This window comes from Rhizobium sp. R86522 (assembly GCF_042466255.1).
GTDB lineage: Bacteria > Pseudomonadota > Alphaproteobacteria > Rhizobiales > Rhizobiaceae > Allorhizobium.
Genome location: NZ_JAXHBX010000001.1, coordinates 4,292,199 through 4,315,367, shown reverse-complemented (window position 1 = coordinate 4,315,367; position 23,169 = coordinate 4,292,199). Strand labels below are relative to the sequence as shown.

At 62.4% G+C, this 23,169-nt stretch carries 23 protein-coding genes; 16 read left to right on the top strand and 7 right to left on the bottom strand.

Features of this window, described 5'->3' with window-relative positions; genetic code table 11:
* Positions 1–11: 11 nt before the first annotated feature.
* The 7 genes from SJY08_RS20855 to SJY08_RS20825 all read left to right on the top strand — a co-directional run bounded on the left by SJY08_RS20855 (position 12) and on the right by SJY08_RS20825 (position 7,567).
* Positions 12–941, top strand: coding sequence for an electron transfer flavoprotein subunit alpha/FixB family protein (locus SJY08_RS20855; RefSeq protein ID WP_153763151.1), 930 nt, complete (start codon positions 12–14; stop codon positions 939–941).
* A 141-nt stretch (positions 942–1,082) separates the two neighbouring features.
* On the top strand, positions 1,083–1,964 hold the full coding sequence (locus tag SJY08_RS20850) for a 3-hydroxybutyryl-CoA dehydrogenase (protein WP_054149921.1): 882 nt from the start codon (positions 1,083–1,085) through the stop codon (positions 1,962–1,964).
* A gap of 144 nt (positions 1,965–2,108) precedes the next feature.
* On the top strand, positions 2,109–3,092 hold the full coding sequence (cysP, locus tag SJY08_RS20845; RefSeq protein ID WP_377278019.1) for a thiosulfate ABC transporter substrate-binding protein CysP: 984 nt from the start codon (positions 2,109–2,111) through the stop codon (positions 3,090–3,092).
* 68 nt (positions 3,093–3,160) lie between these two features.
* On the top strand, positions 3,161–3,982 hold the full coding sequence (gene cysT, locus SJY08_RS20840; RefSeq protein ID WP_377278017.1) for a sulfate ABC transporter permease subunit CysT: 822 nt from the start codon (positions 3,161–3,163) through the stop codon (positions 3,980–3,982).
* A 3-nt stretch (positions 3,983–3,985) separates the two neighbouring features.
* On the top strand, positions 3,986–4,876 hold the full coding sequence (cysW, locus tag SJY08_RS20835; protein WP_377278015.1) for a sulfate ABC transporter permease subunit CysW: 891 nt from the start codon (positions 3,986–3,988) through the stop codon (positions 4,874–4,876).
* Positions 4,873–5,895: a sulfate/molybdate ABC transporter ATP-binding protein gene (locus SJY08_RS20830; protein WP_054149917.1), complete on the top strand. Its 1,023-nt coding sequence runs from the start codon at positions 4,873–4,875 to the stop codon at positions 5,893–5,895. Before cysW ends, SJY08_RS20830 begins: the two co-directional genes overlap by 4 nt.
* A gap of 112 nt (positions 5,896–6,007) precedes the next feature.
* Complete coding sequence (locus SJY08_RS20825; protein WP_377278012.1) at positions 6,008–7,567, top strand: EAL domain-containing protein; 1,560 nt, start codon at positions 6,008–6,010, stop codon at positions 7,565–7,567.
* 69 nt (positions 7,568–7,636) lie between these two features.
* On the opposite strand, the gene SJY08_RS20820 is transcribed toward SJY08_RS20825, so the two are convergent.
* Positions 7,637–8,299 carry a TlpA disulfide reductase family protein gene (locus tag SJY08_RS20820; RefSeq protein ID WP_377278010.1) on the bottom strand — a complete coding sequence of 221 codons (663 nt, stop codon included), beginning with the start codon at positions 8,297–8,299 and terminating at the stop codon, positions 7,637–7,639.
* Between the two features lie 24 nt (positions 8,300–8,323).
* Here SJY08_RS20820 and argH point away from each other — a divergent pair, with 24 nt between their 5' ends.
* The 4 genes from argH to SJY08_RS20800 all read left to right on the top strand — a co-directional run bounded on the left by argH (position 8,324) and on the right by SJY08_RS20800 (position 14,098).
* Complete coding sequence (gene argH / locus SJY08_RS20815) at positions 8,324–9,727, top strand: argininosuccinate lyase (protein WP_377278008.1); 1,404 nt, start codon at positions 8,324–8,326, stop codon at positions 9,725–9,727.
* A 109-nt stretch (positions 9,728–9,836) separates the two neighbouring features.
* Complete coding sequence (locus tag SJY08_RS20810) at positions 9,837–10,025, top strand: lipoprotein (protein WP_054149963.1); 189 nt, start codon at positions 9,837–9,839, stop codon at positions 10,023–10,025.
* Positions 10,026–10,038: 13 nt separating this feature from the next.
* The gene (gene lysA / locus SJY08_RS20805; RefSeq protein WP_377278006.1) at positions 10,039–11,307 is read left to right on the top strand and encodes a diaminopimelate decarboxylase; all 1,269 of its coding nucleotides are present in this window, start codon (positions 10,039–10,041) and stop codon (positions 11,305–11,307) included.
* Between the two features lie 133 nt (positions 11,308–11,440).
* The gene (locus SJY08_RS20800) at positions 11,441–14,098 is read left to right on the top strand and encodes a TIGR02302 family protein (RefSeq protein WP_377278004.1); all 2,658 of its coding nucleotides are present in this window, start codon (positions 11,441–11,443) and stop codon (positions 14,096–14,098) included.
* Positions 14,099–14,174: 76 nt separating this feature from the next.
* On the opposite strand, the gene SJY08_RS20795 is transcribed toward SJY08_RS20800, so the two are convergent.
* The 3 genes from SJY08_RS20795 to SJY08_RS20785 form a co-directional block, all read right to left on the bottom strand.
* Complete coding sequence (locus SJY08_RS20795) at positions 14,175–14,534, bottom strand: response regulator (protein WP_006724553.1); 360 nt, start codon at positions 14,532–14,534, stop codon at positions 14,175–14,177.
* 150 nt (positions 14,535–14,684) lie between these two features.
* Positions 14,685–15,227, bottom strand: coding sequence for a hypoxanthine phosphoribosyltransferase (gene hpt / locus SJY08_RS20790; protein WP_006724552.1), 543 nt, complete (start codon positions 15,225–15,227; stop codon positions 14,685–14,687).
* Between the two features lie 82 nt (positions 15,228–15,309).
* Positions 15,310–15,963, bottom strand: coding sequence for a hypothetical protein (locus SJY08_RS20785; protein ID WP_377278001.1), 654 nt, complete (start codon positions 15,961–15,963; stop codon positions 15,310–15,312).
* 200 nt (positions 15,964–16,163) lie between these two features.
* Between SJY08_RS20785 and ftsE the strand changes: the two genes are divergently transcribed.
* From ftsE to SJY08_RS20765, 4 genes are all read left to right on the top strand, one after another.
* Positions 16,164–16,823, top strand: a complete 660-nt coding sequence (gene ftsE, locus SJY08_RS20780) for a cell division ATP-binding protein FtsE (protein ID WP_054149910.1) — start codon at positions 16,164–16,166, stop codon at positions 16,821–16,823.
* Positions 16,816–17,838 carry an ABC transporter permease gene (locus tag SJY08_RS20775; RefSeq protein ID WP_069042923.1) on the top strand — a complete coding sequence of 341 codons (1,023 nt, stop codon included), beginning with the start codon at positions 16,816–16,818 and terminating at the stop codon, positions 17,836–17,838. Before ftsE ends, SJY08_RS20775 begins: the two co-directional genes overlap by 8 nt.
* Before the next feature lie 85 nt (positions 17,839–17,923).
* Positions 17,924–18,640, top strand: a complete 717-nt coding sequence (locus SJY08_RS20770; protein WP_377277998.1) for a YdcF family protein — start codon at positions 17,924–17,926, stop codon at positions 18,638–18,640.
* 81 nt (positions 18,641–18,721) lie between these two features.
* Positions 18,722–19,507: a 1-acyl-sn-glycerol-3-phosphate acyltransferase gene (locus tag SJY08_RS20765; protein WP_054149908.1), complete on the top strand. Its 786-nt coding sequence runs from the start codon at positions 18,722–18,724 to the stop codon at positions 19,505–19,507.
* 31 nt (positions 19,508–19,538) lie between these two features.
* Here SJY08_RS20765 and SJY08_RS20760 read toward each other — a convergent pair whose 3' ends face one another.
* Positions 19,539–20,066: a gamma-glutamylcyclotransferase gene (locus tag SJY08_RS20760; protein ID WP_377277995.1), complete on the bottom strand. Its 528-nt coding sequence runs from the start codon at positions 20,064–20,066 to the stop codon at positions 19,539–19,541.
* Positions 20,067–20,116: 50 nt separating this feature from the next.
* Between SJY08_RS20760 and SJY08_RS20755 the strand changes: the two genes are divergently transcribed.
* A complete protein-coding gene (locus SJY08_RS20755; protein ID WP_377277993.1) occupies positions 20,117–21,127 on the top strand; it encodes a DUF2125 domain-containing protein in 1,011 nt (336 codons plus the stop codon).
* Positions 21,128–21,142: 15 nt separating this feature from the next.
* On the opposite strand, the gene SJY08_RS20750 is transcribed toward SJY08_RS20755, so the two are convergent.
* Complete coding sequence (locus SJY08_RS20750; RefSeq protein WP_377278697.1) at positions 21,143–22,084, bottom strand: prephenate/arogenate dehydrogenase family protein; 942 nt, start codon at positions 22,082–22,084, stop codon at positions 21,143–21,145.
* A complete protein-coding gene (locus tag SJY08_RS20745) occupies positions 22,066–23,169 on the bottom strand; it encodes a pyridoxal phosphate-dependent aminotransferase (RefSeq protein ID WP_377277991.1) in 1,104 nt (367 codons plus the stop codon). Before SJY08_RS20745 ends, SJY08_RS20750 begins: the two co-directional genes overlap by 19 nt.

The following is a 23,169-nucleotide window of genomic DNA, read 5'->3' as shown; positions in this document are numbered from 1 at the left end:
AGAAACGTAAAATGGCTATTCTTCTTCTCGCAGAACACGACAACGCGACCGTCTCCGAACAGACCGCGAAGGCGCTCACGGCCGCCACCAAGATCGGTGGCGACGTGCATGTGCTGGTGGCCGGTGCTGGCGCCAAGGCTGCCGCCGATGCGGCTGCAAAGCTCTCGGGCGTCTCCAAGGTGCTGCTCGCCGACGACGCTTCGCTCGGCAACAACCTTGCAGAGCCGCTCGCGGCCCTCATCGTCTCGCTTGGCGGCTCCTACGACACGATCATTGCGGCCGCGACCTCGGTCGGCAAAAACGTTATGCCGCGCGTCGCAGCCCTGCTTGATGTCATGCAGGTCTCGGAAATCACTGAAGTGGTCTCTGCCGACACCTTCAAGCGTCCGATCTATGCCGGGAACGCCATCCAGACCGTGCAGTCGACCGATCCCAAGAAGGTGATCACCGTTCGCACAGCCTCCTTCGCCGCTGCCGGTGAAGGTGGGTCTGCTGCCGTAGAAAGCATTGCTGCCGCTGCAAACCCCGGCGTATCCAGCTATGTTTCCGATGCGCTGTCCTCGTCCGACCGTCCGGAACTGGCCTCGGCCAAGATCATCATTTCCGGTGGCCGTGCGCTTGGCTCCTCGGAGAAGTTCCAGGAAGTGATCCTGCCTGTAGCCGACAAGCTGGGTGCCGCCGTCGGCGCATCTCGTGCGGCCGTCGATGCAGGCTATGCCCCGAACGACTGGCAGGTTGGCCAGACCGGCAAGGTGGTTGCCCCGCAGCTCTACATCGCCTGCGGCATCTCCGGTGCCATCCAGCACCTCGCCGGAATGAAGGACTCGAAGGTCATCGTCGCGATCAACAAGGACGAGGAAGCACCGATCTTCCAGGTTGCCGATTACGGCCTCGTCGCCGACATCTTCGAGGCCCTGCCGGAGCTCGAGAAGGCGCTCTGATCGCCCTTTCGCAACTGCGAAAGGACTGGTCAAAGAACCCTTTGCGGTCTATCAATCAGCCGGGTCCGCGATGAGCGGGTCCGGCATTTTTGTCGGTGCCATCTTCTTGAGTGAAGACGAGAACGGGTGAGGAGCGAGACGATGACGGACAAGATCAGCAATGTGGGTGTAGTGGGTGCCGGCCAGATGGGCTGTGGCATTGCCCAGGTCGCCGCCGCCGCCGGCTACAAGGTCACGATCTACGATCTCTCCAAGGAGAGGATCGAGGCAGGCCTCGCCACCATCAACGGCAACCTCGCCCGACAGGTCACCAATGGCAAGATCACTGACGAGGATCGCAAGGCCGCACTCGCGCTGATCTCCGGCTCGTCGGACGTCAACGACCTCGCTCCATCAGATCTCGTGATCGAGGCAGCGACCGAGGATGAAACTGTCAAGCGCAAGATCTTCGCGACACTCTGCCCGGTTCTGAAGCCAGAGGCGCTGATTGCAACGAATACCTCGTCGCTCTCGATCACCCGCCTTGCCTCTGCCACCGACCGGCCGGAGCGTTTCATGGGCATCCATTTCATGAACCCGGTTCCGGTCATGAAGCTGGTCGAACTGGTGCGCGGCATCGCGACCGATGAAACCACCTTCGCCACCGCCAAGGACTTCGTCTCTTCGCTCGACAAGACGATCACGGTCGCCGAAGACTTCCCGGCTTTCATCGTCAACCGCATCCTGCTGCCGATGATCAACGAGGCGATCTACACGCTGTATGAAGGCGTCGGCTCGGTCGAAGCGATCGACACGGCAATGAAGCTCGGCGCCAACCACCCGATGGGCCCGCTGCAGCTTGCCGATTTTATCGGTCTCGATACGTGCCTCTCGATCATGCAGGTGCTGCATGAGGGCCTCTCGGACTCGAAGTACCGTCCCTGCCCGCTGCTGGTCAAATATGTCGAGGCCGGCTGGCTGGGTCGCAAGTCGGGCCGCGGCTTTTACGACTACCGCGGCGAAGTGCCGGTTCCGACGCGCTGATGGACCATTCCGGCGGGGGCCCCGCCGGCGGAAAGATATTTGCCCCTGCGGGCAATCATTGGTCGGCCATTCCTCGGAAGGGGCGGGCCTACCCTCTAGTTTGCGGGGCAGATACCGATCCCCCGCATACCGGAGTACCAGTCCATGAAACGCCTCCTGCTCTTGAGCGCCGCCCTCGCCGCCCTTTCCCTGCCGGTTTCGGCCAGCGCCGCTGACAAGCTGCTCAACGCCTCCTATGACATCGCCCGCGAGATCTTCGCCGCCCAGAACGAAGCCTTCATCAAGGCCAATCCGGGCGTCAGCATCGATCAGTCGCATGGCGGTACCTCGCGCCAGGCACGCGCCATCGTTGAGGGTCTGGAAGCCGACGTCGTCACCTTCAACCAGGTGACGGACGTCGAATTCCTGGCCAAGAACGGTTTCATCAACGAAGGCTGGCAGTCGGAATTCCCGAACAATGCCTCGCCCTTCTATTCCTTCCCGTCCTTCCTGGTACGCGCCGGCAACCCGAAGAACATCAAGGACTGGGACGATCTCGCCCGCGACGACGTCCAGGTGATCTTCCCCAACCCGAAGACCTCGGGCAATGCCCGCTACACCTATCTGGCGGCAACGGCCTATGCGAAGGAGAAGTTTGCCGGCGACGAGGCCAAGGTGACGGAATTCGTCGAAAAGATCTTCGACAACGTGCCGGTCTTCGACACCGGTGGCCGCGCCGCGACGACGACCTTCGTCGAGCGCGAGACCGGTGACGTGATCATCACCTTCGAAGCCGAGACCAAGTCAATCGCCAAGCAGTATGGCGAGGACAAGTTCCAGCAGGTCGTGCCGTCGGTGAGCCTGCTTGCCGAATTCCCGGTCGCGATCGTCGACAAGGTCGCCGATGCCAAGGGAAGCCAGGAACTCTCCAAGAAGTATCTCGACTTCCTCTATTCGCCGGAAGGTCAGAAGATCGCCGCCGATTTCGGCCACCGCGTCCATGACGAGACGATCGCTGCCGAATACAAGGACCAGTTCCCCGAGATCCGTCTCGTCACCGTCGAAGACGTCTTCGGCGGCTGGGCCAAGGTTTCCGAGGAGCATTTCGCAGAGGGTGCCATCCTTGATGGGATCTATGGCAGCCGCTAAGCACGGTCTCCAATCGATTTCAGGACCGGCGGATCATCCGCCGGTTTTCTCATGAAAGGACGACGACGTTGAAACGCCGCGTATTGCCGGGCTTCAGACTGTCCCTCGGGATCACGCTGGTCTATGCCGCGATCATCATCCTGTTGCCGCTGGCAGCTCTGATTTTCAAGGCCGCGAGCCTCGGACCCGCAGACTATTGGCGCATCGTCTCTTCCGAACGCGCTGTGGCGAGTTATGGCGTGACGATCGGCTCGGCGCTGGTCGCGACCCTGTTCAACCTCGTCTTCGGCCTGGCGCTCGCCTGGGTGCTGGTGCGCTATCGTTTCCCAGGGCGCCGCATTGTCGATGCGTTGGTCGACCTGCCGTTTGCGCTGCCGACGGCCGTCGCTGGCATTTCGCTCACCACCCTGTTTGCCTCCAACGGCTGGTTTGGCGCAGCACTGGGCGAGATCGGCATCAAGGTCGCCTATACGCCGCTCGGCATCATGATTGCCATGGCATTCACCAGCCTGCCCTTCATCGTGCGCACGGTACAGCCGGTGCTGGAAGAGCTCGATCCGGCGCTCGAAGAGGCCGGCCAGACGCTCGGCTCCAGCGACTGGTCGATCTTCCGCCGCGTGATCCTGCCACTTCTGACGCCGGCGCTGCTTGCCGGCACATCGCTCGCCTTCGCCCGCAGCCTCGGCGAATTCGGGGCGATCATCTTCATTGCCGGCAATCAGCCCTTCTCGACCGAGATCACGGCACTTCTCGCCTTCATCCGGCTCGAGGAATACGACTATCCAGCCTCCGCCGCGATCGCCTCCGTCATGCTGATCGCCGCCTTCGTGATGCTGGCGATCACCAACTACATGCAGGCCCGCGCGCTGCGCTACACGGTGAAAGGCTGAACCATGAGCCACGTCACGAACAATCGACGCCCGCCACGCGTCGGCGATGCGCCCCTCTTCAAATACACGCTGATCGGCATGGTCCTCGTGCTTGTGGCCTTTTTCGTCGTAGCGCCCCTGGCGGTCATCGGCATCCAAGCGTTTTCCAGGGGGCTTCCCTATTTCCTGGAGACGATCGCAGACCCCGACACGCGTCATGCGATCTGGCTGACGGTACTGACAGCGCTGATCGCGGTGCCGATCAACACTATCTTCGGCGTGGCCGCCGCATGGGCGATCACCAAGCACGATTTTCGCGGCAAGCGCTTGCTCACCATCCTGATCGAGATCCCCTTCTCGGTCTCGCCGGTCGTGGCCGGCGTCGCCTATCTCTTCGTCTATGGTCTGCAGGGCATTTTCGGCCCCACCCTCGACAGCGCCGGGCTGAAGGTCCTCTTTGCCCTGCCGGGCATCGTGCTCGCCTCAATGTTCGTGACGGCACCCTTCGTTGCCCGTGAACTGATCCCGCTTATGCAGGCGCAGGGGCGCGATCTCGAGGAGGCCGCAACCTCGCTGGGCGCAAGAGGTTTGCGCACCTTCCTGTCGGTGACGCTGCCCAACATCAAATGGGCCATGCTCTATGGTGTGGTGCTCTGCAATGCCCGTGTCATGGGTGAATTCGGCGCCGTGTCGATCGTCTCCGGCAACATTCGTGGCCAGACGAACACGCTGCCGCTGCATATCGAGCTGCTTTACCAGGACTACAACGCCGTCGGCGCCTTCGCTGCCGCCTCAATGCTCGCCGCGCTGGCACTGGTCACGCTCGTGGCCAAGGTTCTGCTCGAGCGCCAGGGCGCAGGACGCCGGAACCGACCGGCCACGCTCGCCGGCAATACTTCGGAGATGAATTCGTGAACATTCGCCTCGACACGGTCGTCAAGACCTTCGAAACCTTCCGCGCCGTGCATGGCGTGTCGCTCGACATCAAGAGCGGCGAACTGGTGGCGCTGCTCGGCCCTTCGGGTTCCGGCAAGACGACCATCCTGCGCATGGTCGCCGGCCTGGAATTTGCCGATGGCGGCCAGATCCATTTCGGCGAAGAGGATGCGACAAACATTCCCGTACGCGACCGCGGCGTCGGCTTCGTCTTCCAGCATTACGCGCTGTTTCCGCATATGACCGTGGCCGAGAACATTGCCTTCGGCATGAAGGTGTCGAAGGTAAAGCGCTCGACGGCCGAAATAGACCGTCGTGTCGAAGACCTGCTTTCCCTCGTCCAGCTTTCCGGTCTCGGCGAACGTTTCCCCGGCCAGATCTCCGGCGGCCAGCGGCAGCGCGTGGCACTCGCCCGTGCACTCGCCGTCGATCCGCGCGTGTTGCTGCTCGACGAGCCCTTCGGCGCACTCGACGCCAATGTCCGCCGCGACCTGCGCCGCTGGCTGCGCTCGATCCATGACGAGCTGGGCATCACCACGCTCTTCGTCACCCATGACCAGGAAGAGGCACTCGACCTCGCCGACCGCGTGGTGATCCTTGAGAAGGGTAAAATCGTTCAGCAGGGCACGCCGGAAGAGGTCTGCCGCCATCCCGCCAATGCCTTCGTCATGCGCTTCCTCGGTGACACCAACACGCTGAAGGCGAGTGTATCGAATGGACAGGCGACCGTCGGCAACATGACCTATGCCGCGGAAGGTTTGAAGGACGGGCCGGCCGAGCTTCTTTTCCGTCCGACTGATGTCGTGTGGAGCGACGACGCATCGAAGGGTGTGGCAGCGACAATCCAGCGGGTTCTTGACCGCCCGGGCTCGCGCCGGGTGCTGGCCAAGACCGCGGGCGACACGATCGTCGAATTCGACGTGTCCCCCGACTTCGCCAAGGCGAAGGGCGATCAGGGCTTCATCGAAATCCTGCGGCCGCGGATTTACGAGCTGTGAGCCAAGCTCCGCGCTGCTCTCCTGATTGTGAATGATCCAGAGACGGTTCAGGCTTGGGTCTTTGAGCCAATCTTAAGGATTGTTTGCCAGCCTTGCCATCATGGGTGGCAGCGTGACGACGAGAGTTCGACTGAAATTGACCGCAGCGTCCCTCGCGCTTGCGGCGCTCGTCGCTGGCAGTCTTTGGCTGATCGCGCAGTCTTTCGTCGCTCAGGCGAACCGGCAGCAACTGAATGATATATTGACGGCCGCTGTGATCCGGCTGGAACGCCAGATCGATCTTGCAGTCATGAGCATGGGCGAGCTTGGCGCACAGGGTCCCTATGGCTGCTCGCCGTCCGTCAACAAGGCCATTGAAGACATAGCCTTCCGTTCCGTCTCCATCCGGGAAATCCGTGTTTCCTCGGCAAAGGTGACATGTTGGGCCGACAATGCCCATGAACAGGTCTTTCAGGCGGCCCTCGCTGCTTCCGATCCAGTGCCCGCAATCAATCCCGCCTATGAACTGGCTCCCATCGAGGCCGAGGAATGGAAAGGCCTGATGGTGCGATGGACGACCGAGGATGGCAGCCTGACCGCCTTCCTCGCCACGGCAGGCCTTCTCTTCGACATCCTGCCCGGCGAGCTGCGCGACCATGCCCTGATGGAGATGACGCTCAGCAATCAGCAGGTCGTATCGAGCTACGAGCCAGAGGGTGCTGCCGGACTGGACGGACCGTTTGGCGAATTCATGAAAGCCTCCGAGCGCTATCCCATCCGCGTCAGGCTGATGATCGAAGAAGCTGTCATCGGGTCCTGGAACAGCAGCTTCGGCAGCGACATCATCGTGATCGCCGGGCTGTTTTCGCTCGGACTGGGTTATCTCGGCGCCAGAGGTCTGGTGCGTCCGCCAACGCCGCTGCGGCAACTGGACGACGCTCTTTCCAGAGGACATGTGCATCCGGTCTACCAGCCGCTCTTCTGCCTTGCGACCGGCCGGATGACCGGTTTCGAAATGCTGGCACGCTGGACCAAGCCCGATGGCGGCAGCGTCTCGCCGGCAGTCTTCATTCCGCTGGCCGAGAACAATGGTCGGATCGACACGTTGACATCAGTCCTCCTCGGCAGGGCAGGCTCAGAGATTGGCGACTTGCTCCGACGCCACGAGACACTCAAGCTTTCGTTCAACGTGACCCCGGACCAGCTTCTCGGTGCAGGATTTGTCGAAAATCTGGCCGCAATGATCGCAAAAGCCGGATTGAACCCTACCCAGCTAGTCATCGAGATCACGGAACGTCAGCCGATTTCCGACTTCGAGTCTGCATTGCAGGTTGCGCGGGAACTGGCAACGCTTGGCATCAGGCTGGCGATCGACGATGCAGGAACCGGGCATAACGGACTTTCATCGCTTCATGCCCTTCAGGCCCAGTATCTGAAGATCGACAAGTACTTCGTCGACAGCGTGGCCCTGGACAGGAAGTCCAGCGTTCTGGTCGAAGCATTGATCTCGCTTGCCGAGAAATTCGGCATGGAGGTCGTGGCCGAAGGGATAGAGACCGAAGAACAGCGGAGCAAGCTCCTGGACCTCGGCATCAAGGAGGGTCAGGGTTATCTCTACGCCAAGCCTTTGCCGGCGAGCGACCTGATTGCCAGGGTCGAGAATAGCCTGACGCCTCTGCCGAAAGCAGCCTAGTGAGCGAGCACGGCGCCGTCTGCCGAGCAAGGCCGGACAGCTTCCCTCACCTCATGCGCTAGAATTCGGTCACTGAGTCGCGGCAGCCGTCACCAGCGCCTTGGCGTCCGCGCCGTCCCAAACGGCAGGGCCGTTCATGCTGCCGAGCAGACAGCCCGTGCCGTCTACGAGCAATGTCACCGGCAGGCCGAAGGCAAGCCCCTCGCGCTTCAGCTGATTGAAGACACCCATGGAGGCGTCGCGATAGAGGCCGAGTGCGTCGACGCCGGTTTCCTCGAGGAAGGTCTGCGGCTTTTCGACATCGCCGGTGTCGATGTTGATGGCGAGCACCTGGAAGGCTTCCCCACCAGTTGCCTCCTGCAGGTTGTTGAGGGCGGGCATTTCCTCGCGGCAGGGCACACACCAGGTGGCCCAGAGATTGATGAGCACCGTCTTGTCGGCGAAGTTTGCCATGGTCATCGGTGTACCTTCCTTGTCCTGGAAGGTAAGACCCTGGATGAGCTTCGGTTCGCTGACGGGGATCATCGCTGCGACATCGCCTTTCAGATAGGGCGTGATGGCTTCTGCCCTGGCGACAGAACCCTCGCATTGCGCGGCATCCGCTGTCTCCACGGCATTGCCAGACATGGTCTGCTTCACGTATACCGCAGCCGCGCCGGCGACGATGCCGGCTACCGCCGCAATCGCAACCAGCTTGGTGGGGAAGAGACCCTCAGGTCTTTTTTCTGTCATGTCATTCTCCAGGACGGGCACTTCATGGCCGAGGACTTTACAGACACCAAATCCTCCAACCAGATGTGGGGCGGTCGCTTCGCCTCGGGCCCTTCGGCCATCATGGAGGAGATAAATGCCTCCATCGGTTTCGACAAGACGCTTTACGCCCAGGATATCCGCGGCTCAAAGGCGCATGCGACCATGCTGGCGCACCAAGGCATTATCTCGAACGAAGATAAAGACAAGATCCTTCACGGCCTGGACACGATCCTGTCAGAGATCGAGGGCGGTCAGTTCGTCTTCTCGCGCAAGCTCGAAGACATCCATATGAACGTCGAGGCCCGCCTCGCCGAGCTGATCGGCCCGGCCGCTGGTCGCCTGCACACGGCCCGCTCGCGCAACGACCAGGTGGCACTCGATTTCCGCCTCTGGGTGAAGGAAGAGCTGCAGAAGACGGAACAGGCATTGTCCGGCCTGATAACGGCCTTCCTCGACCGCGCCGAAGAACATGCAGACACCGTGATGCCTGGCTTCACCCATCTCCAGACGGCCCAGCCGGTGACCTTCGGTCATCACTGCATGGCCTATGTCGAGATGTTTGGCCGTGACCGCCAGCGCGTGCGCCATGCAATCGAACACCTCGACGAAAGCCCGATCGGTGCTGCAGCGCTTGCCGGCACAGGCTACAACATCGACCGCCACATGACGGCGAAGGCCCTTGGCTTCCGCGAGCCGACCCGCAACTCGATCGACACCGTCTCCGACCGCGACTTTGCACTGGAATTCCTGTCGATCGCCTCGATTGCCGCCGTGCACCTGTCGCGACTCGCCGAAGAAATCGTCATCTGGTCGACGCCGCAATTCGGCTTCATCCGGCTGTCGGACGCGTTTTCGACCGGCTCCTCGATCATGCCGCAGAAGAAGAACCCGGACGCCGCCGAACTGGTGCGCGCCAAGACCGGCCGCATCAACGGCTCGCTGATTGCGCTTCTGACCGTGATGAAGGGCCTTCCGCTCGCCTATTCCAAGGATATGCAGGAAGACAAGGAACAGGTCTTCGACGCCGCCGAAAGCCTGGAACTGGCGATTGCCGCCATGACCGGCATGGTCACCGACATGACCATCCGCACCGACCGCATGAAGGCGGCTGCCGGTTCGGGTTACTCGACCGCGACCGATCTGGCCGACTGGCTGGTCCGCGAAGCCGGCCTGCCCTTCCGTGATGCGCACCATGTGACCGGCAATGCGGTTGCCATGGCCGAGAAGAAGGGCTGCGATCTCTCGGAGCTTTCGCTGGAAGAACTCCAGAGCATCAATGCGGCAATCACGGCCGACGTCTTCAACGTCCTGACGGTTGAAGCCTCGGTCGCGAGCCGCAAGAGCTTTGGCGGCACGGCACCTTCCGAAGTCAGGAAGCAGATTGCCTGGTGGCGGGCCAGAAACTGATAAGGCAACCGATCACGCGAACGCTTGCCAATCATCACGAGATCAGGGGTGCACAAGCGCCCCTTTTTTCGCTAGAGCCTAGAGCAACAACATTTCTATGGACCGGGTCATGGTGAATTCGCTGAAACGCACGACGCTTACGCTCTCTATTGCGCTGGCCGCCTCGCTGGCTCTGTCCGCCTGCGGCCGCAAGGGCGATCTCGATCCGCCGAGCACGCCTGCCAGCCAGCAGAACCAGCGTGGCGCCGAAGCGCCGGCAACGCCGGATAGCCCCTTCCTTCTCGATCCGCTTCTTTGACAGGGCTTAACCCGTGAACCACTTCGAGTATCGCGACGGCGTTCTTTACGCCGAAGGCGTGGCCATTCCCGAAATCGCACGTGCCGTCGGCACGCCCTTCTACTGTTATTCGACTGCAACGCTGGAGCGACACTACAAGGTCTTCTCCAAAGCCTTCGACGGCGTCGATGCCCTCGTATGCTACGCGATGAAGGCCAATTCCAACCAAGCCGTCCTGAAGACGCTGGGCCGCCTCGGCGCCGGCGTCGACGTGGTCTCGGAAGGCGAACTCCGCCGCGCGCTGGCAGCCGGCATCCCGGCAGAGCGCATCATGTTCTCCGGCGTCGGCAAGACGCCGAGCGAGATGGATTTAGCACTCGAAGCCGGCATCTACTGCTTCAACGTCGAGAGCGAGCCGGAACTGGAAATCCTGAACCAGCGGGCCATCAAGGCCGGCAAAAAGGCGCATGTCTCCTTCCGCATCAATCCTGATGTCGATGCCAAGACCCATGCCAAGATCTCGACCGGCAAGAAGGAAAACAAGTTCGGCATTTCCTACGAGCGAGCGCGTGCCGTCTATGCACGGGCGGCGACGCTGGAAGGCATCCAGGTTTCCGGTATCGACATGCATATCGGCAGCCAGATCACCGATCTGCAACCCTTCGAAGACGCCTTCCGCCTGCTGCGCGAACTCGTCGAGACGCTGCGTGGCGACGGGCACAGCATCGATCACGTCGATGTTGGCGGTGGCCTTGGCATCCCCTACAAGGACGACAACAACCCGCCGCCCGAGCCGGACGCCTATGCCCGGATCGTCAAGGACCAGCTGTCGAGCCTCAACTGCCGCATCATCACCGAGCCCGGCCGCCTGATCGTCGGCAATGCCGGTATCCTGGTGACCGAGGTCATCTATGTGAAGGACGGCGGCGACAAGACTTTCGTCATCGTCGACGGGGCGATGAACGACCTCATTCGCCCGACGCTCTACGAGGCCTATCACGAGATCAAGCCCGTGGTGATTTCGGCAGCGAACGCGCCACGCATCAAGGCCGATGTCGTGGGCCCCGTCTGCGAGACCGGCGACTATCTGGCGCTCGACCGCGAGATGGCGATGCCGAAGCCGGGCGATCTGATCGCGGTCGGCTCCGCCGGTGCCTATGGCGCGGTGCAGGCCGGCACCTACAACACCCGCCGGCTGGTGCCGGAGGTGCTGGTGAACGGCAACGAGTTCCACGTGATTCGCCCGCGTCCGACCTATGAGGACCTGATCGCGCTCGACAGCGTGCCCGACTGGTTGGCCTGATCCATTCACAATTCGGCGATGAGGCGGGAAAAGCTTGCCGCTTTTCCTTGCCGCCCTCGTCTTCGCCACAAAGACTGCTATCTTCGAGAACAATCAGCCGTGACGATGCGCGGCGCTCTCGGAGACCAGACGGATGAGCTCTTCCCGCCCGGCCGGCCACAGGAAAGGCGCCTTCAAGGACGACCCGAAGCTTGCGCGGCGCGTCGGCGTCAAACGTGTGCTCGCACGGTCCGTGCTGTTTGCCGAGCGGCTGTTGCCGCTCTTCCTGCCGGTCGCGGGCATTGCAGCCCTCTTCGTCGCGCTTGCCTGGTTCGGCGTTTATCGTGAGGTCCCGGATCTCGTCCGCCTGGCGATCGTCTTTATCCTCGTCTTTGCCTTTGTCGCCTCCTTCCTGCCCTTCCTGAAGCTACGCTTGCCGAGCATTCCGGAAGCGGACAGGCTGCTTGAAGAGCGCAATGGCCTCGCCCACCAGCCGGTGGCGGTGCAGGACGATCAGCTCTCCGCCGAGACACCCTTTGCTCGCGCGCTCTGGCAGGAACACCAGCGGCGCATGGCCGAGCGGATTGCCGCCCTCGACGCCGGTATGCCGCAGCCCGACATCGCCCGCTACGACCGTTATGCCCTGCGCGCAGTGCCGGCCCTGCTCTTCGTCACGGCGCTAGCCTATTCCGGCTCCAATGGCGCAGGCCAGATTGCCGATGCCTTCCGCCAGCATGTGCCGGAAAGCGAGCTACCGGCGATCCGCATCGACGCCTGGATCACGCCACCGGGCTATACCGGTCAGCCGCCAGTCTTCCTCTCGGGTCTCGGCACCCAGGACGCAGCCGGCGTGACCGTGCCGCAGAAGTCAAAGGTGACCGTGCGCATCAGCGGTGGGCCGTCGGAAGAGAAGGTCCTCTTCGTCCAGCAATCGGATGGCGCCGTTCTCGACGTCGCCGAGAAGGACGATGCAGCCCGCAGGCCCACGGCCGGCTCGGAGATCGACGCAAGCAGTCAGACGGCTGTCCCGACGCCGCCGCCAGCGCCGGCTCCGAACGCGCCGATGGTGGCGCGCACCCATGAGCTGGAACTGAACGAGGCCGGCGAACTGCGCGTTGCCGACCGGACCTGGACGATCGGCGTCACACCCGACAAGGCACCTGAGATCGCCTTTGACGGCACGCCGCGCCGCGCGATCAACGGGGCGCTCGAAATCGCCTTTAGCGCCAAGGATGACTACGGCCTGCGCGGGGCCCATGCCGAGATCCTGCCGCTGGAAGAGCAGGCCGATGCGACGCCGCTTTACCCGCATCCGGACTACAAGCTCGACCTGCCGCGCCACAATGCCCGCGACACAAAGGGCGTGGCGAGCCGCAACATCACTGAGCATCCGCTTGCCGGCCAGATGGTGAAGATCACGCTGGTGGCGACCGATGGCGCTGGACAGACCGGCCGTAGCGAGCCGATCGAGATGCTGCTGCCCAGCCGCAATTTCAACGAGCCGCTCGCCGCAGCCGTTGCCGAACAGCGCAAGGTCTTCGCGCTCGACACCCGCCAGATGCCGCAGGCGATCGCGCTGAACGAGGCGCTGGTGCTCCGCGCCGACGAGACGATCCCGGATCTCGGCAATTTCATTGCGATAGAAAGCGCTCGCGCGCGCATGAACATGGCGCGCGGCGAAGAACAGCTGAAGGACACGGCAGACTATCTCTGGGAAATCGCGCTCGGCATCGAGGACGGCGACCTGTCGCTGGCCGAACGCCGTCTGCGCGACGCACAGCAGGCTCTGTCCGATGCCTTGGAGAACGGCGCTTCCGACGAGGAAATCCAGCGGCTGATGGCAGAGCTGCGCTCGGCGATGCAGGAATTCCTGCAGGCCCTGGCGCAGCGCATGCCCAACCAGCAGGGCGAACCGCAGCAGAATGCGCAGAACATGCTGCGTCAGCAGGATCTCGACAACATGCTCGACCAGCTGGAGAACCTCGCCCGTTCCGGCAACCGCGACCAGGCACAGCAACTGCTCTCGGAACTGCAGCGGATGATGAACAACTTGCAGGCCGGACGCCCGCAGCAGGGCCAGCAGCAGCAGAACAGCGAGGCCCGCCGCCAGATCGACAAGCTCGGCGAGATCATGCAGGAGCAGCAGCGGCTGATGGACGAGACTTTCCGTCTGGATCAGGCGCTGCGCGACCGCATGCAGCGCGGCGACCCGCAGCAGGGCGAAGAAGGCGCCGAGGGCCAGCAGCAACAGGGCCAGCAAGGACAACAGGGCGAGCAGGGGCAGCAGGGCCTGGAAAGCATGACCGCCGAGCAATTGCGTGAAGCCCTGCGACAGCTGCGCGAACAGCAGGAACAGCTTGGTCAGCAGCTTGGCGAATTGCAGGAAGGCCTGAGAGGCATGGGCATGGAGCCCGGCCCCGGTTTCGGCGAAGCCCAGCAGGAAATGCAGGGCGCCGGCGAGGCGCTTGGCCAAGGTCAGGGCGGCCCGGCCGTCGAAGGCCAGGGACGCGCCATGGAGGCGCTTCGCCAGGGCGCCCGTGACATGATGAACCAGATGATGCAGGCCCAGCAGGGCGAGGGTGGCCAGGGTCCGCAGATGGGTCAGGGTCAGGGCAATCAGGATGGTCGCGATCCGCTCGGCCGCCCCCGCGCCACCAGCGGCCCGGATTTCGGCGAGCAGGTCAAGGTTCCCGACGAGATCGACGTGCAGCGTGCTCGTGAGATCCTTGAAGCGATCCGCGAAAAGCTCGGTGAGAATTCGAGCCCCGAGATCGAGCGGCGTTATCTGGAGCGATTGCTCGACATCCAGTGAGGCCGTAGCGGTTTTGCAGAAACGACAACGCCCGCATCAGCGGGCGTTTGTTTGTTGAGCGATGTAGTCGGCGGCCTCAGCCGGCAAGCGCCGAAGCAACGGCTTTGCGAATATCCGGCAGGGCGAAGGGCTTGGAGACGACGTCGACGATCTTTGCCGAGAGGTCGTCTGCACGTTCGCGCTGCTCGGCATAGCCGGTCATCAGCAGGATTTTCATGGCCGGGAATTCGGAATGGGCGCGATGCGCAAGCTCGATGCCGTCCATGACGGGCATGCGGATATCCGACAGAAGCAGGTCAAAGGCGCCTTCGGAGAGCTTTTCGAGACCTTCCGCGCCATCGGCGGCTTCATGCGTCTCGTGACCGTCGAGGCGGAGCGCCCTGGCCACGAACGAACGCAGGGAGTCTTCGTCTTCGGTGATGAGGATTCTCGCCATGGTTGAAGTTTTCTCCCGCGTCATTTGAGCCTTGCGAGAGGCAAATCACCAGACTTTCCTTGTCGAGTGGTAAACGCCGGACAGGTCGTCCGGCGCGATGGTTAACAGGTCACTGCCATCAGATGGCGAGATGTTCCATTTCGAAACAGCTCACGCGTCGCCTGTGACGACGCCGACGAAGGGCAGTTCGCGGAAGGCATAGGCCACATCCATGCCGTAGCCCACGACGAAATAGTCGGGGCATTCGAAACCGACATAATCAGCCTCAAACTGTTCTTTTCGCTTCACTTTCTTGTCGAGAAGCACGGCGATGGTGACATTGGCGGCACCCCGCTCGAACATCAGTTCCTTGGCGAAAAGCAGGGTGCGGCCGGACTCGAGAATATCGTCGATCAGAAGGATGTTGCGCCCCTTCACGTCGCTATCGATGTCCTTGATGATCTTCACGCCCTGGGAGACCGTGCCTGTGCCATAGCTGGACAGGGTGATGAACTCGACTTCCGGGGCGAGGCCGACGTCATGCAACGCACGAATGAGGTCGGCAGCGAAGATGAATGAGCCCTTCAGTACCGAAATGACCAGAAGGTCGTCGCAGGGACCCTTGATGATATCCTGGGCGAGTTCGAGATTACGCTGCCGGATCTGCTCGGCGGTAAAGAGCGGTTCGATGTTCTTTCCGCGAACTACGGGCATGGGGAACTCCTTGCTTGTCGACCTCAGGTCCTTGGCCGGCGGCATGCCGGAAAGGCAAGGGCCTTAGCACACTGGCAAGGGCTTAGGCACCCGACTCTTCGAAGGAAAGCCGGACTTCCGGCGTTTTTCCACCGGGATGCTGGAGACGGGTGACGATGCCGCGGCTCTCGCCGCCATCCAGGCTCGCGACCGGCGGCTCGATATAGGTGCTGGCGATCACCTGCCCGTCGATGAGAAGATCGGCCCTGAGCTTCGGCAGCGACACTTCCCGGGCGGTGCGGTTCTCGACGATGGCATTGAGCAGAAGAACACGCATTCCGTTGCGGTCCTGTGGCGTCAGATTGACATGCGTGAAGTCAAGCGGCTTGGCGGCAATCTCCGGATGCTCGCCACCGCCGAAGACCAATTGTCCGGCAAGCGAGAAGATGGAGACAAAGGCAATCGCCACAAGCAGCGAAAAGGCGACGTCCGACAGCTGTTGCAGGCGCTGTTCGACGGCATCGGTCGCATGACGGAGGATCGCACGCAGATCAGGGGCGACGGCTGCGGAAGACGCGGACGCATCCGGGCGTGGCGACGCCTTGGGTGCCTCCCGGACCGTGACGAACTGCGCATCCACGACTTCGTGACGGGTCGCACGCTGGTGCTGGTGATCGATCCGTCGACGGGCACGATCCGGCGGCAGGAGATCGAGGTCCGCGGCGGCGGCCTGCTTCTGATAACGGAAAGCACTCATGTGTGCGGACCTTTCGCACAGCCAAAATCGGATACCCCGAAAGTCGGCGGTTGAAACGAATCCTCACCAGTCGTAAATTCAATTGGTTAATGCTTCGGAAAGACGGCTGAGAAGGCCAGGCGCCCCGGGGCATGTTTACCGGCCGTTTACGATCGTCGTTTACGCGCCCCAGACCTCGGACACGTCAGACTGGGCCCCCTTTGATCCATTTCGAAAATGTCGGCCTGCGCTATGGGATGGGACCGGAGATCCTCCGCGACCTGACCTTCGACCTGCCGAAGGGATCCTTCCAGTTCCTGACCGGGCCGTCGGGCGCCGGCAAGACGACGCTTCTGCGCCTGCTCTTCATGTCGCTGCAGCCGACGCGCGGACTGATCAAGAGCTTCGGCCGCGACATCACCAGCATACCCCGCAATGAGCTGCCGATGCTGCGCCGTCGCGTCGGCATCGTCTTTCAGGATTTCCGCCTGCTCGACCACCTGACGACCTATGAGAACGTGGCGCTTCCCTTGCGCGTACGCGGCAAGGCCGAACAGACCTACAAGCAGGATGTCATCGAACTCTTGAAATGGGTGGGCCTCGGCGAGCGCATCAATGTGCTGCCGCCGGTGCTCTCGGGCGGCGAGAAGCAGCGCGTGGCGATCGCCCGCGCTCTGATCGACCGGCCGGAAATCCTGCTCGCCGACGAGCCGACGGGCAATGTAGACCCGCCGATGGCACGCAGACTCTTGAGCCTTTTCCTGGAACTCAACCGTCTCGGCACCGCGGTGGTGATCGCCACCCACGATCTCGCATTGATGGACCAGGTGGATGCGCGCCGGATGATCCTGACCGACGGGCGGCTCGACATCTATGAATGAGATCACCCAGAACCCAAATCAGAACGCAAACCAGACCCCTGGTCAGAAGAAGCGCCGCGTCGAGATGACGGTGAGGCCGACAGGCCCGATCCTGCCGCCATCCAACATCCAGGGCAATGCCCTGATGGTGGTGATCGCAATCATGGCCTTCCTTGCCTGCCTGACGCTTGGCGGCGTGTCCATGGTCCGCGCCACGGCCGCCGGCTGGCAAAGCCAGATCTCTCGCGAGATCACCATCCAGATCAAACCCGAAGAAGGCCTCGACATGGGGGCCGCCCTCGTCAAGGCGCGCGATCTGGCGCTCACCTTCGTTGGAACCCGCGACGGCCAGATCATGGACGACGGAGCGACCGCGCGCCTGCTCGAACCCTGGCTCGGCACGGGGCTCAACCTCGAAGACCTCCCCGTTCCTCGGCTGATCGTCATTACCATCGACGAGACCAATCCGCCCGACTTCGACGCCATGCGCGCGCTCCTGAATGAAGAAGTGCCTCAGGCCTTCCTCGACGACCACCGCACCTGGGTGGACCGTCTGGTGCAGATGGCCCGCACGACGGTGCTGATCGGCTCGGGCATCCTGATCCTCGTCTTCACGGCCATGGTGCTGACGGTGGTTTTTGCGACGCGCGGCGCTTTGTCAGGCAACCGCCATATCATCGAAGTGCTGCATTTCGTCGGCGCCGAGGGCAGCTTCGTCGCCCAGGAATTTCAGAAACACTTTCTGAAGATCAGCATGAAGGGCGCAGCCGTCGGGGCGGTGCTGGCAGCAAGCTTTTTTGCGCTTGCCAGTTTCTGGCAAAGCCGCTCGCTGGCAACCCCGGAAAGCGACCAGGCGACGGCACTGTTTGGCACCTTCACGATCGGCTGGGGCGGCTATCTCGGCATCTTCGCGACGATGATCGTGATTGCGCTTCTGACCACCATTACCGCGCGCCTGACGGTCATGCGCACGATCTATGAAATCGATCTCATTCGCTCCGATCCGGCCCGCACGGACGGCCTTCTCGACGATTGACGAAATCTCGCATGTTGACTTGCCTTAAAGCCGCCTGTTCGCTGTGGGAAATCCCGGCTATTCACGGGCTATGAGCATGGATCGGATGACCTCGAATCAACCGCTGCGTGACGGCGGCCGCCCTACTTCCGGAGACGGCCTCTTTGCGCGCAAAGGCCTGATACGCCGGGCTTTGCGCTACGGCGGGATGCTCGTGATCCTCAGCGCGGCGGTGCTGGTGGCCGGTTTTCTGATCTTCGCTGATTCGGTGAGTAACATGCGGCCACCCGAGACGGTGAAGGCGGATGCGATCGTCGTTCTGACCGGAGGTTACCAGCGCATCGAGCAGGCGATCGATCTTCTGAAGCGCGGCTACGGCGAAAGACTTCTGATCTCGGGGGTCAATCCCTCGACCACCGCAGGGCAGATCCGCAAGGCGACGCGCACCTCGCCTGACATCTTCGAATGCTGCGTCGACATCGGTTACGCCGCGATCGACACGATCGGCAATGCCAACGAGACGGCGATCTGGATCCGCGACAAGGGCTATCGCTCCATCCTGGTCGTCACCAGTAACTACCATCTCTCCCGCAGCCTGATGGAGTTGCGCCGCAGCGATCCGGACACCGAATTCATCGGCTATCCCGTGGTCAATGCCGATCTGAAGACGCGCGCCTGGTACAGCGAGCCGGATGCGATGCGCACCATGCTGGCCGAATACGGGAAGACGGTGATTGCCTATGTCAGGGGCGTGACCGGATGGAGCCGGGATCAGGGCCTGCGCCCGGACGGCGAAATCACCGAATCTGGACGCACATCCTGACCAGCAAGAAGAAGCTAGCGCTTTTGCTGGCGGGACTTTTGCTCTAATGACGGTTTCGCCCGCCCTCGAGAGCTCCAGATCATGATTGCCCTGCGTTCCATCATCTTCAACATCGCCTTTTACGCGAACATCATCATCCGGATGATCGTGCTGTTTCCGATCTACTTCCTCTTGCCGCGCAAGAAGGCCTTCTTCGTGCCGAAGGACTGGGCGCGCGCCAATCACTGGCTGATGGAGAAGATCGTCGGCACGACGTTTACGGTCGAGGGGCTGGAGAACATTCCGAAGAGCGGCGGCTATATCCTGGCGCCGAAGCACCAGTCCTTCTGGGACACCTATGCGCTGCTGCCATGGCTGGATGATCCGGTCTATATCCTGAAGCGGGAACTGATGTGGATCCCGGTCTTCGGCTGGTATGTCGCCAAGCAGCGGATGATCCCGGTCAATCGCGGCGCCAAGGGCAAGGTCATGGCGCAGGTCATCGAGCGGACCAAGGTGGAAATGGCCAATGGCCGCCAGCTGATCATCTATCCCGAGGGCACCCGCCGTCCGCCGGGTGCGCCGCCGGAATACAAATATGGCATCGCCCGTCTCTACCGCGACATCAACGTGCCCGTCGTGCCCGTCGCCATGCATCCCGGTCTCTTCTGGCCGCGCCGCAAGTTCCTGCGTTTTCCGGGTCACTTCGTCGTGCGCATCCTGCCGCCGATCGAGCCGGGTCTCGATCCCGACGTCATGCAGGCGACCCTGATGGAACGCCTGGAGGCGGCAAGCGACGAATTGCTGATCAAGACGGCCAAGGACAACCCGCATCTGCCGCTGCCTCCCACGGCCGTGAACAGGCTGAAGGAACTCGGAGCACTCTGAACGCATTCAACACGGGAATGCGTGCGGGGCTTCAGGCTCCGTTCGCGGTGATGGCGGAAGCCACGCTCTCGAGCCAGTGGTCGCGGATGCCGATTTCCCTGAGATGGGCGACGGTGTTGGCGACATAGACCGGATTGGGACCCGAGCGACCGACGGCGCCCTCGACGATCTGCGCCGCCTCCTCGACCGTGACGGCGCCTGCATATTGCGGGTGGGCCCGGTCGATCACGTAGGTGAGTGCCCTGACGGAGCGGCCGTCGGCCAACGTGGTGCGGACGTGGCGCTCAAGATAGACGCTGGTGACGAGTTCGCGTTCGCGCAGATAGTCAACGGTGGATTGCCACGAAGATGGCGCGACACGGAACGCGACGCCCTTGCAGGAGCCGCCCCGGTCGAGCCCGAGGACCAGTCCAGGGCGCTCTTCGGTTCCGCGGTGGACATAGGAGCGCACACAGAGGGAACGACGATAACCGCCGAGCCGGGCAAGCACTCTTTCTTTATAGGGAAAGCCCGGATTCCACATCAGCGATCCGTAGCCAAAGACCCAAAATTCGTCCATATCGCACGCCAATCCAAGACACGTGAAGTGATCGCAACGAGGAGCATCCCATGGCCATGTCGACCGCGCCGGAAAGCACGATCAGCCGAAAGGTTGTCCGGCTCGGCGTTTTGATCGTCCTCGTCATCGCTGTCTATAGTGTCGGCTGGTATTTTGCTGCGGAATTTCTGAAGAAACGCATTCTGACCTTCTTCGGCGGCGGAAATCCGGCAGGCGTGACCGCAACCTGCGAGGATGCGACGCTTGGCGGCTATCCCTTCCGCTTCCGGCTGAATTGCACGCGACTTGCCTTCGACGATCACTTCCAGGGTGTGGCCGCCTCCTTCGGCCCGATGCGCGCAGCAGCCCAGATCTACAATCCCGGCCATATCGTCTGGGAACTGGACGGGCCGGCGGAAATCCGCTCGGCGCTCGGCTTCAACACGGCGCTGGACTGGACCAACATGCAGTCGAGCTTCCGCATCGGCCTATCAGGCCTGTCGCGCAGTTCGCTGATGATGGAAGGGCTCAGCGCGACGGTCACCTCCACCGTGTCGAACCTGCAGGTGCAGATGGCGGCGCCGAGCGCCCAGTCGCATGTCCGCCAGAACGAAGGCAATCTCGACTACGCGACGCTGGTGCGCGATGTCTCGGTCTCGATCGACGGCACCCAGATCGCGCTTCCCCCCGTAGCGGCGAGCCTCGACGCCACCTTTGCCGACAAGGGCGGATTGCTCGATCCGCGTGTGGCACAGGAGCAGAAGCTCTACGGCACCAGGGGCGAAATTCGTCGCATGGTGATCGACATGGGTGAAGGCCGTGTCCTGACGCTGAGTGGCCCCTTCGAGGTGGGTGAAGACGGCCTGATCTCCGGGCGGATCAAGTTGCAGGTCGAGCAAATCCGTGCCTGGCGCGATGCTGTGAAGACGGCTTATCCCGAGCAATCAGACATGATCGACAATGTCGCCAACGTACTGCGGGCACTCGCCTTCGGCCGCGACGACAGCGAAGCCGAGATCACCATCCAGAATGGCGTGGCATCGCTCGGCTTCATCCCGCTTGGACAGATCCCGCCCCTCTGAGGCGGCGGGATTGGCTCACTTGTCGAGCGCGTGACGGCCGAAGTCCGGCACATCGACATCCTGGCCTGCCTGGACGATCGAGCGACGGATGGTGCGGGTGCGCGAGAAGAGTTCGAACAGCTTGTCGCCCTCACCCCAGCGGATCGCCCGCTGTAGATAGGCGAGATCCTCCGAAAACCGTGCCAGCATTTCGAGGATCGCATCCTTGTTGTGCAGGCAGACATCCCGCCACATGGTCGGATCGGAAGCGGCCAGACGGGTGAAGTCGCGGAAACCCGAAGCGGAATACTTGATGACTTCCGATTCCGTCACGGCCTCCAGATCGTCCGCCGTGCCGACGATGTTGTAGGCGATGATATGCGGCAGATGCGAGACGATGGCCAGCACCTTGTCGTGGTGCTGCGGATCCATCTCGTCACACATCGATCCCAGCGCCTCCCAGAAGCCGCGCAGACGGGCCATCGCCTGCGCGTCCGTACCTTCGAGCGGCGTGAAGATGCACCAGCGACCCTTGAACAGGCCGGGAAAACCGGCGTCGGGACCGGACTTCTCCGTACCCGCCAGCGGATGACCGGGAATGAAATGCACACCGTCTGGCATATGCGGCGCCATCTGCGCGATGACGGATGCCTTGGTCGAGCCGACATCGGTGACGATGGCGCCCAGCTTCAGGTTGGGCGCGATCTGTTTGGCGACCGCTTCCGAAGCGCCGACGGGAACGGAGACGATGATGAGATCGGCATCCTTGACCGCCTCGGCGGCAGACTCGACATAAGCAGTACCGAGCTCCAGTTCTTCTGCCCGCTTCAGCGTCTCGGCGCTGCGGGTCGAGATGACGACCTCTTTAGCCAGCCCAAGCTTCTTCACGTCGCGGGCGATCGACGAGCCGATGAGGCCGATACCGATCAGGGCGATGCGGTCGAACAGGATTTCAGACATCAGGTGCGTTCCATGAATTCGGTGAGGGCAGTGATGACGCCGGTATTGGCCTCCTCGCTGCCGATCGTCATGCGGAGTGCATTGGGAAAACCATAGGACGAGACGGCGCGCAAGACGAAGCCGCACGAAGTCAGGAAGGCATCGGCATCAGACGCGCGCTTTCCGTCCTGGTCAGGGAAGTGGATCAGGATGAAATTGGTGACCGAGGGCGTGACCTCGAGGCCAAGGGCGGTGAGCGCTTCCGAGACCCGGGCGAGCCAGACCTGGTTATGCTCGACGGCTTTCGCCACATGCGCCTGGTCGTGCATGGCGGCAGCCCCGGCGAGAAGTGCCGGCGTGTTGATGTTGAACGGCCCGCGCACCCGGTTCAGCGTGTCGATGATCTCGGCGGGGCCATAGATCCAGCCGATGCGCAGAGCAGCCAGCCCGTAGACCTTGGCGAAGGTCCGGGTCATCACAACGTTGCGGTTGGCAGACACGAGCGCGATACCGGCCTCATAATCGTTTCGGCGGACATATTCCGCATAGGCGGCGTCGAGCACGAGGATGACATGCGCAGGCAAGGCCGCATGCAGTCGCTTGATCTCGGCATAGGGCACATAGGTGCCAGTCGGATTGCCGGGATTGGTGAGGAAGACGATTTTCGTCCGCTCGGTCACGGCGGCAAGGATTGCATCCACGTCGACGCGCCGATCGGCTTCCTTGACCGTCACGGGCGTGCCGCCGGCCGCCAGGATCTGGATCCGATAGAGCAGGAAGCCATGTTCGGTGATGATGGCTTCGTCGCCGGGCCCGACATAGATGTTGGCGAGCAGGGCCAGCAACTCGCCCGAACCATTGCCGCAGAGGATGTTGGCCGGGTTCAGCCCATGCACCTCGGCGATCGCAGCACGCAGCACGCGCGCTTGTCCGTCGGGATAGATCTCAAGCGTTTCGGCCGCTATGCGGAAGGCGTCCATGGCCTTCGGGCTTGGACCAACCGGCGTTTCATTGGACGACAGCTTGAAGACGCGGGAAACACCGCCCGCATGGTCCTTGCCAGGAACATAGGCGGCGATCTCCATGACCCCGGCACGGGGTGTCGGCTTCGTCGAGGCGTTCAT